Raw genomic sequence first — 14,206 nt, forward strand, 5'->3', positions numbered from 1 at the left:
TCTTCTCACCAGCTTGTATACTGAAGCTATCTATTAAAGGAGGTTTTCCTGTGGATCATTTTCAGCGATCTTTTCCACGAGTGGCTGCGTATTTGCGCAACCAACAACTGTCTCAGCATGAATCGGGATTGTCCCGATTGCATTGGCTGCTTTTAGGTGTCTTCAGCCTACTGACTGTCTCTGGTTTCTCCACACAACTTTTCTGCTTGTTCCTTCTTATCGGTGCGGCGGCGTTGATCAAAGGACCAGCTATGCTGCTTTATGGCGCTGTCTATTCTTTTTTAATCGGTCTTTTTCCACCATTAGGTATTGTCCTGTCTCTGCTTTTCTTTTTGCTTTCGATCCGCCAAATTACTCGAAATTGGCGTTTTGGTTTGGTGGCAAGTTTCTTTTATCTTTATCCCTTTGCTTTGACGGCTTTTAAGTTTTTTACTGATTGGGACTCTTTTTGGGTGGTCACATTATTGGCAGGTGCGGGAATCTTCACTAGTCATTTTCTGCTAACACAGTTGTATCATCGCTATGGTGCCAGCCGCAGTGTCGCCTGGTCGTTACTTTTAGTTCCTTACGATTGCCTCGTCTTTTTCATTCCGAAAAAAGCAAAAAAAATTCCTGTTTCCAAAGGTCCCCGAAATCGAACGTTTAAATGAAACTTTTCTTTTAAGAAAGGTTTCATTTTTTGTTGTTATTTCACTCTGTTTTATGCCGATTCTTCTTCACCTCAATAAAAAATAATCTGTTTTCTATTCCCTTTTTCCACAAGAATTTCACGGGATGTTCGATTGCTTTTTTTGCTTTTATCCTCTATTCTATACTTTAGCAGACAAACAAAGGAGACCTTCCATATGCTGATCTTTTTAGGGATTCTAGCAGTATTTTTAGGCATAGCTTTCTACGCGGTCTTCATTGAACCCCGCAGGCTGAAAGCCAAACATTATCTCATTCGCAAAAATAAAGCGCGGGTTTTAGATATTTCCAATGCTTATGATCTTTTCACCGCCGATTCGGATGTCGTTATCGCCCACCTCAGCGATTTTCATTTTTCTCACTGGTACAAACCAAAACGTATCAATAAAATCATTCGCTCAATCATGGAAAACCAACCGGATTTGATTGTTTTTACCGGCGATTTATTAGACGACTACAAACATTGGCCGGTGAAGCAGACAAACCGACTGATTGAAAAATTAAAAAAATTGCATGCACCGATGGGAAAAATCGCCGTTCTGGGAAACCACGACTACAAAAGTGACGGAAAGCATTTTGTACTGGAAATCCTGCACGAAGCTGGTTTCACCGTTTTGACCAACGAATCGGTTTTCGGGTCAGATGCTCAGGTATCTATGACGATTGCTGGAATTGAAGATCCTTCTTCAGGGCAAGCTCGGTACAACTATGAGAATACATTGGCAGAATGGCACATCTTACTCGTCCATCAACCTGACAGTATTCAACACGTCAAAAATCTGGCAATCTATGATTTAGTTTTAGCTGGACACAGCCACGGCGGACAGATTCGCCTACCTTTTTATCAGGTCAAAAATGCGGGTGCGACCCGTTACACCCATAGATTGTATTTACCCACGAAGCAAACTATCCTATCCGTAAGTTCAGGAATCGGTACAACAATGCTGCCTGCACGTTTTCGCGTTCCACCAGAAATTCTTTACTATCATTTGTCTAATAAAACGGAAGCTTTCAGCACCGATTTCACTGACATAAAAAATAAGATCAAACAAAAAACAAACCTTTCACCAATAAATCCAACGCCTCCACAAGATACCGAGAAAAAGGAGAATCCTCCTGAAGCCGTGGCAAAACAATCTGGTAAGATCGTTTCCCTCGCTCCGTATCGACGAATAAAAAAAGAGCAGTTGCAAGAAGAGGTTTTGTGAAAGAGCGGTATTGTCGTAAAAAGCAATACGGCTTTTTTTCATGGCTTTTCTATTTTTCTCATTCATCAATTCAGTCACTTGACAGCATCGTAAAAATCGGTTATTATTTGCTTGCGCAAGTAAATTATTTCCAAGTAAGGAGAAGTCTATGAAAGAAACTGAAATTGATTTATTAGAGTGGCTCCCAATTATTTCCCGCAATTACACAATGACCCTTGATCAGCAATTGCTAAAAATCGGCTTGAATTCCAGCCTATATTACTACGTGATCAAATTATATGAGTTTGGCGATTTGCCTCAAGAAAAATTGGTCCGACTTACAGGAGTCAATGCCAGCAACGTTACCCGTGCGGTTCAAAAGTTGATTCACTCTGGCTTAGTGACAAAAAAAGAAAACCCTGACGATCGCCGCGGCTTTTTACTTTCACTAACGACAGAAGGAAGAACCCTTTATCCGCAGATTCTAGATTCTTTGGAAAAAGTTACGGCAGATTTCTTAGCACCACTTTCCCCACAACAAAAAGACATTTTTGTCCAGTCCCTTAGCTTATTACGATCCCATTAGGAGGTAACGTAATTATGGATAAACTTACACTCATCCAACAATTTATCACATTTCCATCAGACTATCAGTTGACGGAACAAACAAATGAAAAAAGAAACAATCGAAAGGTAGATATTTTCCGCTATCAAAAGAATGGCGAATTTACATTGAATGGTCCTCGAATCATCGCAATTTTTCAGAAAGATACCTTAGTAAGTTTAAAAAATTTCTCTTCGCTTCCAACAGGCACACTGTTCGATTTTCCCCGTGCAAAAACGTTTGGTGAAGAACTCTTTGAAAAAATCAACCCAACATATGCCAAGCATCTTTCTTTTCTTCGCATAGAAAAACAACAACGGAGTTATCTCAGCGAGGGAACAGCTGTCACTTTTCCGGTGGAATGGGTCAAATTTGCCCACAGTAATGGCAGCTACAACTGGGTCACTCTAGGAGGCGATGGTACGCTGATTGAAATGGAAATCGATTCACGGTGGGATTATTTTCGTGGACGGCGAAAAACAGAGATGTGGGATAATGATGATTGGGTCCTTGCCCATGAAGGAAACGGTCCACAATTACCAGCACCACAAGCACTAGCTTAATGAAAAAGCCACGAGAGGAAGTTTGTCAATGAATGAAATAGACTACGATACGACCTTGACATTATTGGGACAATTGCGGGAAAAATTACGACGATTGGAAGAAACCGATTATATCACTGCCTATTACAAAGGTTACAGCGCCAGCGGCATGACCTTGGCTGAAATTCAAGAAGCAACTGTGGAACTGACAGAACAGATTTTGGAGATTGAACGGTATTTGGAGGATGAGGAGTTATCCTACTAAAAAAGCCCCTGAGACAACTCTCGTGCAGCGCTACACGCTAGCAAGGTTGTCTCAGGGGTTTTATTTTTTCCATCATTTACACATTCAAAATCCACATAAATCCGATAAATACAAAAAACAATACATACATGATTGGCGAAACTTCTTTGCCTCGTTTTGCAGCGATCATGGTGATTGGGTAGAAAATGAAGCCCAAGGCAATTCCGTCTGAAATGCTGTAAGTTAGCGGCATGCCCAAAAGAATCAGAAACGAAGGAATGGCAATTTCCATCTCGTGCCATTTAATTTCTCGTAAAGATTGTGCCATCAAAATACCCACAACGATTAACGCTGGTGCCGTGACTTGTGATGTAACGACCGATAATAGTGGTGAGAAGAACAAGCCTAGGATAAAGAACAGCCCTGTCGTGATTGCTGTCAATCCTGAACGTCCTCCTACAGCAATTCCTGCTGAAGATTCCACATAAGCACCCACCGGAGAGGTTCCTAAAAGCGAACCCGCCAGCATCGCAGTTGAATCAGAAGCCAACGCTTTTCCGACACGAGGCATTTTATTGTCTTTCATAAAACCTGCTTGATTGGCTAATCCCACCAATGTTCCGGCAGTATCAAAAAAAGTCACCAATAAAAAGGTCAAAACAACGACCCATAGTTGCAGGGAATTGATGTCGCCAATGTGTTTGACTGCAACTAAAAAGGTAGGTGCTAAGCTGGGGGCACCGGAAATAATTTTTTCAGGCATTGAAATCAAGCCTGTAATCAAGCCTAGGACAGTAGTTGCTACCATTCCGATAAATATCCCACCTGGTACCCGACGAACCATCAAAATCGCCGTAATAACCAATCCAAAAATAGTCAGCCAAGTCGTTCCTACAGAAAAGGAGCCTAAACCAACCAGTGTTGATTCATTCGCAACGATGATCCCACCTTCGCTTAATCCTAAGAAGGCAATAAACAAACCAATACCGCCAGAAATGGCGTATTTTAAATCGGTGGGAATTGCATCAATAATCAGCTCCCGCAATTTAAAAATCGTAATCAAAATAAAAATCAGTGAAGCGACAAAAACTCCGGCCAATGCCGTTTCCCATGGAATACCCATTCCGACACAGACAGAATAGGCAAAGAATGCATTGATGCCCAAAGCGGGTGCGGTGGCGATGGGATACCGAGCAAGTACCCCCATTAAAATACAGCCGATCGCACTAGCTAAGGCGGTAGCAGTAAAAACCGCCCCTTCATCCATCCCCGAAGCACCCAACACCGTAGGATTGACAAATAAAATATACGCCATCGAAATAAATGTCGTAAAACCCGCCAAAATTTCTCGTTTTACCGTTGTATGTAATTTCTCGATCTCAAAGTAGGAAAGAATTTTTTCCTTCATTTGATTTCCCCCTAATCAACTAATTAATATTGTTCGTAATAAGTGCATATTTCTCTTAAAGAACGTATTTAATCATATATTATTCGGAATGATAAGTAAATATTGAATTGAGAATTAGCGAAGAATCCGAACGTTTCAAAAAATTGGCTATTAAAATACCTCAATAATTTGTACTTCTTTACATTGCTGCCAGAGCAAGCTTGCCGATTGCTTCTCTCATCTTACTCCGGTCATAAACACCGTTTGACAGTACTACGATGGCAAAGGGATTATTCGGTGCAAAAACCAAACCAATATCATTTTCAACACCAGATAATTCACCAGTTTTATTGGCAACGGGAATCTTCTCAGGCAATTTACTTCGCAGTTTTGTTCCGATTTGCTGTCCCAACAAAATCTTCAGCATTTCTCCATAAGGGAATCTTGCTTGCTGACTATATATTCTTTTCAAAAATTCCATCGTATCAGGTAAAGAAGTGTAATTTTCAATTCCTTGGCTCTGTGCTTGAGTGTCCAACATCTTTCGCTGTATTTTTGTATCGGTGTATCCCGCCTGTAAAAAATATTGATTAAGGGCATCCATCCCGACTTGATCAATAATCGCATTGGTCGCCTCGTTGTCACTGATTTGAATCATCCGCTGTAACAAGCTGTTCAACGGCTCCCCATTTATGCTCCTTTGCAGATCCAACTGGTTTGCAAAAATATATTCCATAATGAAAACTTTGATTATACTTGCTGAAATCATTGGTGCCGAATACGCATTGGAGAGATATTCTTTTCTTGCAAAATAATAAATGCCATAAGCAACTTGTTTTGCCATTGATTCGATCACCGATCCATCAAGCAAGGGCCTTGCTGGTTGTGAAATTGAGTCATGAGTAGCCATCGTCCGCCTCTTTTCTTCCAATTTTTCAGTCATTTGGATTAGTAATTAAGACTAATTGAAAAAATCCTCTTTATTTTAACACAATCTATGGTGAAGAGAAAAAAACGAACCCTCAAGGAGAGTCCGTTTTTCGTCTTTTTATCTTATTCTTTCACCGAAGCACTAGACACGCTGTCTACTGCTGGTTGTGGTGTTTCTTCCTTCGTAGAGGCACTGGATACGGCATCTACTTCTTGTTTTTCACTAGCGCCAGATACGGCATCGGTTTTCTTTTCTTGTTTGGAAGCACCAGATACAGCGTCCACGTCTCCCACCAATTTTTGTCCGGTTTGTTTCAAGTACCATTCAATAATTGGTTTGAAATCTAAAATGTATTCGTTGATTCCCGCATAGTTACCTTCTTCGTCGTGCATTGCTTGGTAATTGTGAACGATATATTTTTCAGGAACATGTTTTGGTACGTGTACCCGCACGACATCTTGTGCACCGGAGCGTAGTTGGGAGATAACCCAGCTAACATTTTTGTATGATTTTTCCGGATGGCATTTCGCAAGAGGGTTCCCTGGTTGCGCAGGTACCCGTGGCGCTAACATTTCTTCTGCCGGTTTGGTTTTATTATAATATAAGAATTGGTTGTTGCTGTCGGCATAGGTCAATTCCATCGGCATAGATTTCAGGAAATAATTCAATTGATCCACCGTCAAAATTCCGCGATCCAATTTCACATAGGTCTTTCCTTCTACCGCATTAACTGCTTTGGCTGCTTGTTCCACCCAATCGTCTGCAGTCATGTCAACGCCTTCGATTGTGGTATCGATTTTTCCAGTCGCATAAAGGTCTTCTGGTGCAGCTTTTGGTTTTGGTCCTTCCAAAACGGCAACAACTTTTACGAACTGCACAAATTTCCCTAAGGTACTGCCAAGGAATTTCACTGTTCCTGGATCTTTTAATTCTTCGTTTTCATCAAAGGCTTCTTTGACCTTACCCAGTAAAAATTCATTTCCTGGAAAAACCATGGCATTCACACCGGGAGCATCCAAAATTTGGCGCAAGTGCAACTGTGCCCGCGAAGAACCTTGATCATAGTAAGAAGCCCCCACGATCATAACGGGTTTGTTTTCTAATGGATGAACTTTGAAGGAAAGCCATTCTAGGACACTCTTCAAGGCCGCAGGAATGGTGTGGTTATGTTCTGGTGTGGCAATAATCACGCCGTCTGCTGCTTTGATTTTATTGTTCAATCGTTGGATTACTTGCGTATTGGTTTGATCGTCACTTTGATTGAACATCGGAATATCTTTGATTTCAACGATTTCTAAATCAAAGAGTCCGCTAAATTGCTTTTTGATATATTTTAACAACAGCCGATTGTAAGACACTTCTGCTGCTGATCCTACGATACCGATAAATTTCATCTTACTTCACTCCTTTAAATTTTTTCCCAGTTAAAGTTTTCCGCTTCTTTTTTGTTGCTTTCATGCGCATGATTAAGTTGCGCCGTGATCGCCACAAAAGTTAAGAAGTCTTCAAACAGTTCTTCCAGTTTTTCCACTTGTTCTTGATCCAATAACTTGTCTTCACTATCAAAAGCTTGCAGTGAGTGTCCCAAAAGATATTCTGAGCTTGGCATGATTCGCGCTTTTAATTCAGGAGCATCAAGAATTTGACGTAAATGGGCTTGTGCTCGGGAAGAACCTAATGTACCGTAAGATGCTCCGGTAATCATAACGGGTTTGTCAACAAAAGGAAAAATGCCATAAGATAACCAGTTTAGTGCATTGATCAGCGAAGCGGTCACCGCATGATCGTATTCTGGCGTGCTGATGATTACGCCATCTGTGGCATCAATTTTTTCAGCGATTTCTTTGACGACATCCGGTAATTGTTTATCCGCTGGTTTATTGAACATTGGAATATCCTTGATTTCAATTAATTCAACCTGTGCTTTATCTGAAAAATGCTTTTTAATAAATTTCAACAACGTTCGATTTGTCGAATTGTCTGAGTTGGTTCCTACTAATCCGATAAATTTTTTCATTTTATTACTTCCTTTCAATTGTTTTCTTGCAAAAACATCCTACGTCCGGATTTTTCCGACCCTCAGACGCTTACAATCCGTTCCTTTAATCCATTTGAATAAGCAAATTGCTCATCCTTGGTAATCAGTAACCCGTCAATTTTTTCCAACTGATTTAACGTGGTGAGAATTTCTTTAGAGGACTTGCCAAACAAACGTGTCGTCCAAATTTCTCCATCGATGGATTTCTCCGATAAAATCGTCAAACTGGCGACATCTGTCGTTGCCGGATAACCAGTATGAGGATCTAAAATATGGTGGTACGTGTGTCCGTTGCTTTCCAAGCTTCGTTCATAAATCCCTGAGGTTACGATTGATTGATTCAATGCTTTTATCGCAAGCAGCGAATGATTACGGGACAATTTTGGATTTTGAATACCAATTCGCCAATAATGATCGCCATGAATAGAGGGTCCCAAGACGACAATATTACCCCCTAAATTAATCAATGCAGAGAAAACCTCCTGCTTTTTTAAATACGCAATAATCAAATCGGCAATAAAGCCCTTCGCCAGCGCCCCTAAATCAATCAGCATTCCTGGATGGGTCAAAAAAACCGATTGCTCGTCATCATTTAGCAAAATATTATGCGGATCTGTTTCCTCCAATAAGCGCTGAATCGTTTTCGGAGAAGGCACCTTCGCATCATCAAAGCCGATTCGCCAAGTTTGGACTAAGGGACCGATGGCGATATTTAAATTACTAGCCGGCGCACAACTGTGGTATTTTCCGATTTTGATCAGCTCATACAAGTCGGGATGCACCTTCACCGCTTGAATACCGGCATTTTTATTAACCACCATCAGCTCTGAATCCGAATCATTTGCACTGAAGCGCTGTTCATATTTTTTTAAACGAGCAACAACTTCATCCAAAATAGCTTCCGGAGCCTCATGTTCGATCTCGATGTCAATTACCGTTCCCATCAGCCGAACTCTTCGATTTTGCTTCACCTTTTTCCCTTCTTTCCTTCAGCATTTTACCGCCTTCACTCATTTCTAACTACACAAACGTTCCCTTTTCACAACAATCGAAATCGATTTTATTTTTTGTGAAAGGATAGCACTTCTAGTTGCAAAAAAAGCACTCTCCTCGTAAAAAACAAACGAAGACAGAGATGATAATTGTGTTATCTTTCACATTTTCTACAACACGATAATACTATTCACCAATATTTATGTCAATGGAATATGTAAAAAAATATATATTATAAAAAAACAGCCGTTGGTTTCAACGACTGTTTCTGTCTTTAGTGCTAAATTTTTTGCTCTACTCCGGTTGCTTCAATCACAAGTACACGGGACAAAAAAGGAAACTCTTCCTTCATACGCTCCACGATTTCTCCGGAAGTTAAAAAGCTGGCTTTTCCTGATACATGAAATCCTGTGCCGGGTCCAACCAGTCCTTCCACTTCTCGACTACCAAGAGTTACTAAAACCTGATCGTTCACCGCTAAATCTTCTTCAACGCTATGCATCCCTGCGGCAGGAATCAATAATTTGTTTCCTTCTACTTTGACATACGAATTCCAGGTATTGACTGCATGATAATCACTTGCGTTATTTGAAATAATCGTAACCACGCCTTCATGCTCTAAAACTGCTAGAAATGTTTCAGTAAACATCCTAAAATCTCCCATCTAATTAATGTATCTTACTGATATCATATTTTATATAAAATGTAAAATATCTCCCCTTGAAAGCCACCAAAAATAGAATGTTTTTCCTGACATACTTCTTTTATATACCTATTTCCTATTTTATTTCTGCACAGTTCTTTGCTGTAAACAAAGAGCTGTTTTGTTATTTCTGCTAAATCTGCTATACTTTTTACAACTTGCAGGAATGAAAACTAGTTGAATGTTAACGACCACTTGACGAGGACAGAAACGAGGAGAGATAAAATGATCAAGACGATTTTATTTGATGTTGATGGCACTCTTATCGACACCGAACAGGCGATTTTGCGTTCCCTTAAAGAGCTATTGAAAGAAGAATTGCACTTAATTGTTCCAGAAGCAGAACTGACTTTTGTTTTAGGAATTCCCGGTGAAAAAGCCTTGGAAAGATATAGTGATTCTCCAGCGGAACGGGCACGTTTGTTAACGATTTGGGTCGAAAAACTGGCGGCTCATTCAACGGATGTTCGGCTTTTTGACGGTATTGTTCCTCTTTTGACAAAATTAAAAAATACCGGGTACCAATTGGGGGTTGTGACCTCCAAATTACGCAACGAGTTGATAAAGGAATTCGCTTCTTTTGAATTGACGGATTTTTTTGAAGTTGCTGTTACTGCTTCGGATACAAAAAAACACAAACCAAACCCGGAACCAATTTTAAAAGCGCTGGAAGAATTACACGCTCGTCCAGAAGAAACGATTTATATCGGCGATTCGGTTTATGACCTGCGTTGTGCGCAAAATAGTCAGGTGGCGTTTGCCTTGGCTGGCTGGGGTGCCCAACCGGCAGAAGAATTTTCGACCCTTGAGAGGATTCTTTCTCAACCAAATGACTTACTGGCTGTTCTTTAATCAGAAAAAACAATCTTAGTTGTCACTACCTTACTTTTTTGCGCGCCCCTTGAAAATTTGCCGTAGTTTGCTTTTTAGCTGCTGGTAAAGCAAAAGCTGGTGTCGGACTCGTTTGATCTGTTTGTATCTTTTAGATTGCTTTTTATAGAATTGTTGATGATAGTTTTCTGCCGGCCAAAATGTGCCGGCTTTTTTGATTTGGGTCACGATGGGCTGCTTGTATTTTTCTGATTCAATCAACTTGTTTTTTGATTTTTCCGCCACTTGTCTTTGTTTCTCATTTTGAACAAAAATAATCGGTTGGTATTGCTCGCCACGATCTTGAAATTGTCCAAAAGCATCCGTTGGGTCCGTCAGCTGCCAATACAGTTCCACCAACTCTTCATAACTGATAATCCGTCTATCAAAAATAATTTCTACAGCCTCAACATGTCCTGTCAGCCCACTACTGACCTGATCATAGTTGGGAGAAGTCGTGTACCCTCCGGTATAGCCGGATAAAACAGAGACAATGCCACTTTGGGTTTCAAAAGGTTCCACCATGCACCAAAAACAGCCACCGGCAAAAATTGCCCGTTCCTGATAATCAAGGTTTGACAATGTATGCTTTGACCAGTCAAAGTTTTTTTCACCAACAGGGTCGTTGGTGATTTGTAAATAAAAATCAGCGACATCTGGCGTCAAATTATTTCTAAGGGCAAGGGGTCGCAAAACCGCTTCGAGAGCTGCGATTTTATCCCAAAAATTCTCTTTGTCCTCCAAGTTATTTTTCGTTTCCACTAATACCTTGCGCTCCCACTCACGGGTATTGGGATTGAGGATCAGATTATAAAGTGTATTTGTTACTTTTTGCTCATCTTTCATTTCTGCACCTCCTCGTAAAAATCCGGTTTTGCTGAATAGTTGCTTTCTTTTACTATTACTATACGTTATCAGGCTAAAAGGTGACCAATTAAACGATTGTTTTTTGTCGTAGAACGTAGAACTCCATGAGAAGATTAAATTTTCCGAAAAGTCTATGCTTTTTCCCTTTAATTTGCTATGCTTGAGCTACTTTTTATAAAACAATCGTTTTAATTCCTGCATCTGCTTAACCTGTGAAATGGACGAATACTAACAAACGATTGTCTCCAATATGAAAATTTAGTACATCATTACGAACAAGGATGTCACTTCCTCTTTTTCCAGGTTATCTAGTGGAATGATATACGGCGTGAGAATCAGATTAAATTTTCTGTTAAGAAAATTTATTACATCATTACGAACAAGGAGCATACTATGCCTTATATTTATCTTTTTTTAAGTGCAACAGAAACCTATACTTCAAAAGCGATCCGTTTCACCACGGCTGAAACATTTACCCACGTTGCTTTATCCTTTGACCCTAGCCTATCAAAAATGTACAGCTTTGCCCGTACGCAACCCCTTTTCCCTTTACCCGCTGGCTTTATTGATGAAAATATTGCCGTTGGTTTTTATAAAAATCATCCTGATACCCCTTGTCTGCTGCTTCGATTGCCGGTAAATCAACGCTCTCTGCAATTGGCACGTCAACAAATTTTCGCCATGCTTACGATGCGCAACAAATATCGCTACAATCTACTTGGTCTTTTTTTATGCAAGTTGAATATTGAAAACAAACGACCTTGGCATTTCTTCTGCTCACAGTTCGTGAGTGAAATTTTAGAAAATTCCCAAGCAATCACGTTGCCAAAGAGTCCTTCCCTCATGCACCCTGCCGACTTTTTACAGTTGCCGGAATTAGAATTAATTTTTGAAGGCACCTGTGGTCAATTGCAACAAAATTTGGCCTTGGCTTCGATAAACAAGTTAGCTGGCAGTCAGACACCTACGTACACGCAACAGCTATTAAAGGTAGTTGAATAATTTTTTCTAGATACCGTCGTAAAAAAAGCCGCTTTCCTCTACAGGAACGCGACTTTTTTTGCATGTTATCTAATTTTATTTAAAGAATCCACTAATTTTTACTTTTTCGAAGACTATTTATTTTCCGATAACCAATCTTCTTGTATAAACTGCCTGACCAGAATGCATCACGGCGTCATCGATTGCAGAAACCAATCGGATTTGTCGAGTAACTACTGGCGTCCAATTCGTATCTATCACCTCTGCAAGTTCATCTTCTTTGACAGTTTCCAAATAAGATGTCACAAAATCCACACTGGCAGTCAAATAATCAAGCAATAACTTTTTATCCGTTACCACTACTTTCGCTGCTTCCTCCGGTGTATGACGCCAATCTTCTGTATCATCAGGCAGATCCAACGCAAATTTTTCACTCCAACCAGCACTTACCCACAGCGGACTACTTCCATTCAGCTCTGAAATTTGAAAATCCAATTCCCGCGCAGTATGCCAAACAAGCCACGTGACCGATTTAATCAAGGGTGCCGGCATGGTATTTGCCTCAGACACACTCATCTGCCCCAATGTCTCCTCCAGCCGCTCTTGCCCTCGTTTTAGCATATCGATTGATAATTGCGTGATTTTCATTGTGCACCTCCCATTTTTTGTTGAAAAATGACTGTATTTATTCAACTAAATTTCTTTAGTATTACTCTACTATAAGAAGGAATAACCAGCAAACTTCATGACCTATCTTTTGATACATACAGTTATCTCTAAAAACAGTGGATTTTCTAGTACAAAAAACTCCTTTAATATTTACTAGTTACAGCATTTGTGTTATTTTTCCGTGTTTTATTTTTTTAAAATTTTTCCTAATGCAAAAAATAATGCTACTACTCCCAAGTAGATTGTTCCTACTAAGTACCCAGACTGCTCAATGGCTTTAAACACAGTGATTGCTCCAGTTTGAAATGAATTGTATACAGAGTCAGTCATATCAAAATTTGTTGTTTCAATCACTTTTCTATTGGTTATTTCAGTAGTATCTTTGGTTTGTGGGGATTCATCTTTTTCCGCAATAGTCTTTTCTTCAGTATTTTTTTCTTTTTCAGTATTTGCTTGATTCACGTTTTTTTCCTTAACAGTCAGACCCAGTCCTTGTAAGACATTCACCTTTGCTTCTGCAGCAGGATAAGACGTGACAAACTCACCTTGAACCACAGCTCGATCAGGTGTGTTCAACGCGCCCTCACAGCGAAAGAGCGTAATTTTTGCTGTCTCTCCAACGAGTGGCTCATTTAGTAGTTCTCCATTGGCTTGATTCTCAATTTTATTTATTTGCACTTTATATTCATACACTTTAGAAAAATCAGTGGCATAGATAATTGTGCCTAATTCCATTTTAGTTATGTTATGTAATGCTCCTCCACCTTGAACTAAATTATGCGCCAAAACAATGTAATTTCCTTGACCAAGTTTCTGTTCCGCTTGATAAGTTCCCACTGCAACTATTAGATTAGTATTTGACATTCCAGCAAGCACTTTGGTTTTTACTCCTGCAGATGGGCTGTAGATAGCGCCGATCCCCCACTTATTGATAACCTCAACATATTTTAATTGGGCATCCGCATATTCTGTTGGTTTCACAGGTTTAATTTCATCTTCATCAAAAACAGCTTGCGCATTTCTTTCTACCCGATTTTTTTGACTGACTATAGGTGTTTCAATTGTATGCTGAATTTTGCTTGCATTATCAGCAGAATTTAAGAGAAGGTGATATCCATACCGACCATAGGAAAAAAAACTGATTCCTAAAATAATCCATAACAGTAATAATAAATTAATCTTTTTTTTCATAGATTTAATCCTCATTAGCAGAACAGAGCACTCCAAAACTATTCAGAGTGCCCCATCATAAATTCTAATTATTTTTGCTACGGTTAAGATGAACAAAGTACAACGCAGCGCTTAAAAGCAATATACCTAATAGAACATTCCACAACATTGATGATCCCAATGTGCCGGATGTTTTTGGATAAGTTTTATTTGGTGTTGTTGGTGTTGTCGGCGTGCTTGGTGTTGTTGGTGTTGTTACTTTCACCGTTTGACCTTCATCATTAATATCCGCATGAACCGCTACTTCTTTTTCACCTTGATAGGCTGTTTCAA

The 14,206-nt window shown here is 39.8% G+C and carries 17 protein-coding genes; 7 read left to right on the forward strand and 10 right to left on the reverse strand.

Annotation, left to right across the window (positions count from 1 at the left end):
* Positions 1 to 50: 50 nt before the first annotated feature.
* From FFM66_RS00535 to FFM66_RS00555, 5 genes are all read left to right on the forward strand, one after another.
* Positions 51 to 650, forward strand: a complete 600-nt coding sequence (locus FFM66_RS00535; protein ID WP_246038404.1) for a hypothetical protein — start codon at positions 51 to 53, stop codon at positions 648 to 650.
* Between the two features lie 195 nt (positions 651 to 845).
* Complete coding sequence (locus FFM66_RS00540; protein ID WP_137604710.1) at positions 846 to 1,895, forward strand: metallophosphoesterase; 1,050 nt, start codon at positions 846 to 848, stop codon at positions 1,893 to 1,895.
* Positions 1,896 to 2,043: 148 nt separating this feature from the next.
* Positions 2,044 to 2,460 carry a MarR family winged helix-turn-helix transcriptional regulator gene (locus tag FFM66_RS00545; RefSeq protein WP_137604711.1) on the forward strand — a complete coding sequence of 139 codons (417 nt, stop codon included), beginning with the start codon at positions 2,044 to 2,046 and terminating at the stop codon, positions 2,458 to 2,460.
* Positions 2,461 to 2,474: 14 nt separating this feature from the next.
* A complete protein-coding gene (locus FFM66_RS00550) occupies positions 2,475 to 3,041 on the forward strand; it encodes a hypothetical protein (protein ID WP_137604712.1) in 567 nt (188 codons plus the stop codon).
* A gap of 28 nt (positions 3,042 to 3,069) precedes the next feature.
* Positions 3,070 to 3,285, forward strand: coding sequence for a hypothetical protein (locus FFM66_RS00555; protein ID WP_137604713.1), 216 nt, complete (start codon positions 3,070 to 3,072; stop codon positions 3,283 to 3,285).
* Positions 3,286 to 3,361: 76 nt separating this feature from the next.
* Here FFM66_RS00555 and FFM66_RS00560 read toward each other — a convergent pair whose 3' ends face one another.
* From FFM66_RS00560 to FFM66_RS00585, 6 genes are all read right to left on the reverse strand, one after another.
* Positions 3,362 to 4,672 carry an NCS2 family permease gene (locus FFM66_RS00560; protein ID WP_137604714.1) on the reverse strand — a complete coding sequence of 437 codons (1,311 nt, stop codon included), beginning with the start codon at positions 4,670 to 4,672 and terminating at the stop codon, positions 3,362 to 3,364.
* Between the two features lie 178 nt (positions 4,673 to 4,850).
* Positions 4,851 to 5,561, reverse strand: coding sequence for a serine hydrolase (locus FFM66_RS00565; protein ID WP_171000763.1), 711 nt, complete (start codon positions 5,559 to 5,561; stop codon positions 4,851 to 4,853).
* 143 nt (positions 5,562 to 5,704) lie between these two features.
* The gene (locus tag FFM66_RS00570; protein WP_048604311.1) at positions 5,705 to 6,976 is read right to left on the reverse strand and encodes an NAD(P)H-dependent oxidoreductase; all 1,272 of its coding nucleotides are present in this window, start codon (positions 6,974 to 6,976) and stop codon (positions 5,705 to 5,707) included.
* Positions 6,977 to 6,990: 14 nt separating this feature from the next.
* Positions 6,991 to 7,599, reverse strand: coding sequence for an NADPH-dependent FMN reductase (locus FFM66_RS00575; RefSeq protein ID WP_137604716.1), 609 nt, complete (start codon positions 7,597 to 7,599; stop codon positions 6,991 to 6,993).
* 62 nt (positions 7,600 to 7,661) lie between these two features.
* Entirely contained in the window at positions 7,662 to 8,564 is a 903-nt protein-coding gene (locus FFM66_RS00580; protein ID WP_137604728.1) for an FAD:protein FMN transferase, read from the reverse strand.
* A gap of 329 nt (positions 8,565 to 8,893) precedes the next feature.
* The gene (locus FFM66_RS00585; RefSeq protein WP_048604314.1) at positions 8,894 to 9,262 is read right to left on the reverse strand and encodes a pyridoxamine 5'-phosphate oxidase family protein; all 369 of its coding nucleotides are present in this window, start codon (positions 9,260 to 9,262) and stop codon (positions 8,894 to 8,896) included.
* A 279-nt stretch (positions 9,263 to 9,541) separates the two neighbouring features.
* Here FFM66_RS00585 and FFM66_RS00590 point away from each other — a divergent pair, with 279 nt between their 5' ends.
* Entirely contained in the window at positions 9,542 to 10,168 is a 627-nt protein-coding gene (locus FFM66_RS00590) for an HAD family hydrolase (RefSeq protein ID WP_137604717.1), read from the forward strand.
* Positions 10,169 to 10,198: 30 nt separating this feature from the next.
* Here FFM66_RS00590 and msrA read toward each other — a convergent pair whose 3' ends face one another.
* A complete protein-coding gene (gene msrA, locus FFM66_RS00595; protein ID WP_137604718.1) occupies positions 10,199 to 11,032 on the reverse strand; it encodes a peptide-methionine (S)-S-oxide reductase MsrA in 834 nt (277 codons plus the stop codon).
* Between the two features lie 414 nt (positions 11,033 to 11,446).
* On the opposite strand from msrA, the gene FFM66_RS00600 reads away from it, so the two are divergent.
* Positions 11,447 to 12,055, forward strand: coding sequence for a hypothetical protein (locus FFM66_RS00600; RefSeq protein WP_137604719.1), 609 nt, complete (start codon positions 11,447 to 11,449; stop codon positions 12,053 to 12,055).
* A gap of 117 nt (positions 12,056 to 12,172) precedes the next feature.
* Here FFM66_RS00600 and FFM66_RS00605 read toward each other — a convergent pair whose 3' ends face one another.
* The 3 genes from FFM66_RS00605 to FFM66_RS11290 all read right to left on the reverse strand — a co-directional run.
* Positions 12,173 to 12,682 carry a DinB family protein gene (locus FFM66_RS00605; RefSeq protein ID WP_137604720.1) on the reverse strand — a complete coding sequence of 170 codons (510 nt, stop codon included), beginning with the start codon at positions 12,680 to 12,682 and terminating at the stop codon, positions 12,173 to 12,175.
* Positions 12,683 to 12,889: 207 nt separating this feature from the next.
* Positions 12,890 to 13,894: a class A sortase gene (locus FFM66_RS00610; protein WP_171000764.1), complete on the reverse strand. Its 1,005-nt coding sequence runs from the start codon at positions 13,892 to 13,894 to the stop codon at positions 12,890 to 12,892.
* Positions 13,895 to 13,958: 64 nt separating this feature from the next.
* On the reverse strand, positions 13,959 to 14,206 hold a 248-nt coding region (locus tag FFM66_RS11290), incomplete at its 5' end, for a hypothetical protein (RefSeq protein ID WP_171000765.1).

It is taken from the genome of Enterococcus songbeiensis, from assembly GCF_005405265.1.
Taxonomy (GTDB): domain Bacteria; phylum Bacillota; class Bacilli; order Lactobacillales; family Enterococcaceae; genus Enterococcus_C; species Enterococcus_C songbeiensis.

What these genes read in the sequence shown, in the direction of transcription:
- FFM66_RS00580 (WP_137604728.1), bottom strand. Translation starts at nt 8,564, where the DNA reads ATGGGAACGGTAATTGACATCGAGATCGAACATGAGGCTCCGGAAGCT.
- FFM66_RS00570 (WP_048604311.1), bottom strand. Translation starts at nt 6,976, where the DNA reads ATGAAATTTATCGGTATCGTAGGATCAGCAGCAGAAGTGTCTTACAAT.
- FFM66_RS00605 (WP_137604720.1), bottom strand. Translation starts at nt 12,682, where the DNA reads ATGAAAATCACGCAATTATCAATCGATATGCTAAAACGAGGGCAAGAG.
- FFM66_RS00540 (WP_137604710.1), top strand. Translation starts at nt 846, where the DNA reads ATGCTGATCTTTTTAGGGATTCTAGCAGTATTTTTAGGCATAGCTTTC.
- FFM66_RS00560 (WP_137604714.1), bottom strand. Translation starts at nt 4,672, where the DNA reads ATGAAGGAAAAAATTCTTTCCTACTTTGAGATCGAGAAATTACATACA.
- FFM66_RS00555 (WP_137604713.1), top strand. Translation starts at nt 3,070, where the DNA reads ATGAATGAAATAGACTACGATACGACCTTGACATTATTGGGACAATTG.
- FFM66_RS00550 (WP_137604712.1), top strand. Translation starts at nt 2,475, where the DNA reads ATGGATAAACTTACACTCATCCAACAATTTATCACATTTCCATCAGAC.
- FFM66_RS00590 (WP_137604717.1), top strand. Translation starts at nt 9,542, where the DNA reads ATGATCAAGACGATTTTATTTGATGTTGATGGCACTCTTATCGACACC.
- FFM66_RS00600 (WP_137604719.1), top strand. Translation starts at nt 11,447, where the DNA reads ATGCCTTATATTTATCTTTTTTTAAGTGCAACAGAAACCTATACTTCA.
- FFM66_RS00565 (WP_171000763.1), bottom strand. Translation starts at nt 5,561, where the DNA reads ATGGCTACTCATGACTCAATTTCACAACCAGCAAGGCCCTTGCTTGAT.
- FFM66_RS00575 (WP_137604716.1), bottom strand. Translation starts at nt 7,599, where the DNA reads ATGAAAAAATTTATCGGATTAGTAGGAACCAACTCAGACAATTCGACA.
- FFM66_RS00585 (WP_048604314.1), bottom strand. Translation starts at nt 9,262, where the DNA reads ATGTTTACTGAAACATTTCTAGCAGTTTTAGAGCATGAAGGCGTGGTT.
- FFM66_RS00545 (WP_137604711.1), top strand. Translation starts at nt 2,044, where the DNA reads ATGAAAGAAACTGAAATTGATTTATTAGAGTGGCTCCCAATTATTTCC.
- FFM66_RS00610 (WP_171000764.1), bottom strand. Translation starts at nt 13,894, where the DNA reads ATGAAAAAAAAGATTAATTTATTATTACTGTTATGGATTATTTTAGGA.
- msrA (WP_137604718.1), bottom strand. Translation starts at nt 11,032, where the DNA reads ATGAAAGATGAGCAAAAAGTAACAAATACACTTTATAATCTGATCCTC.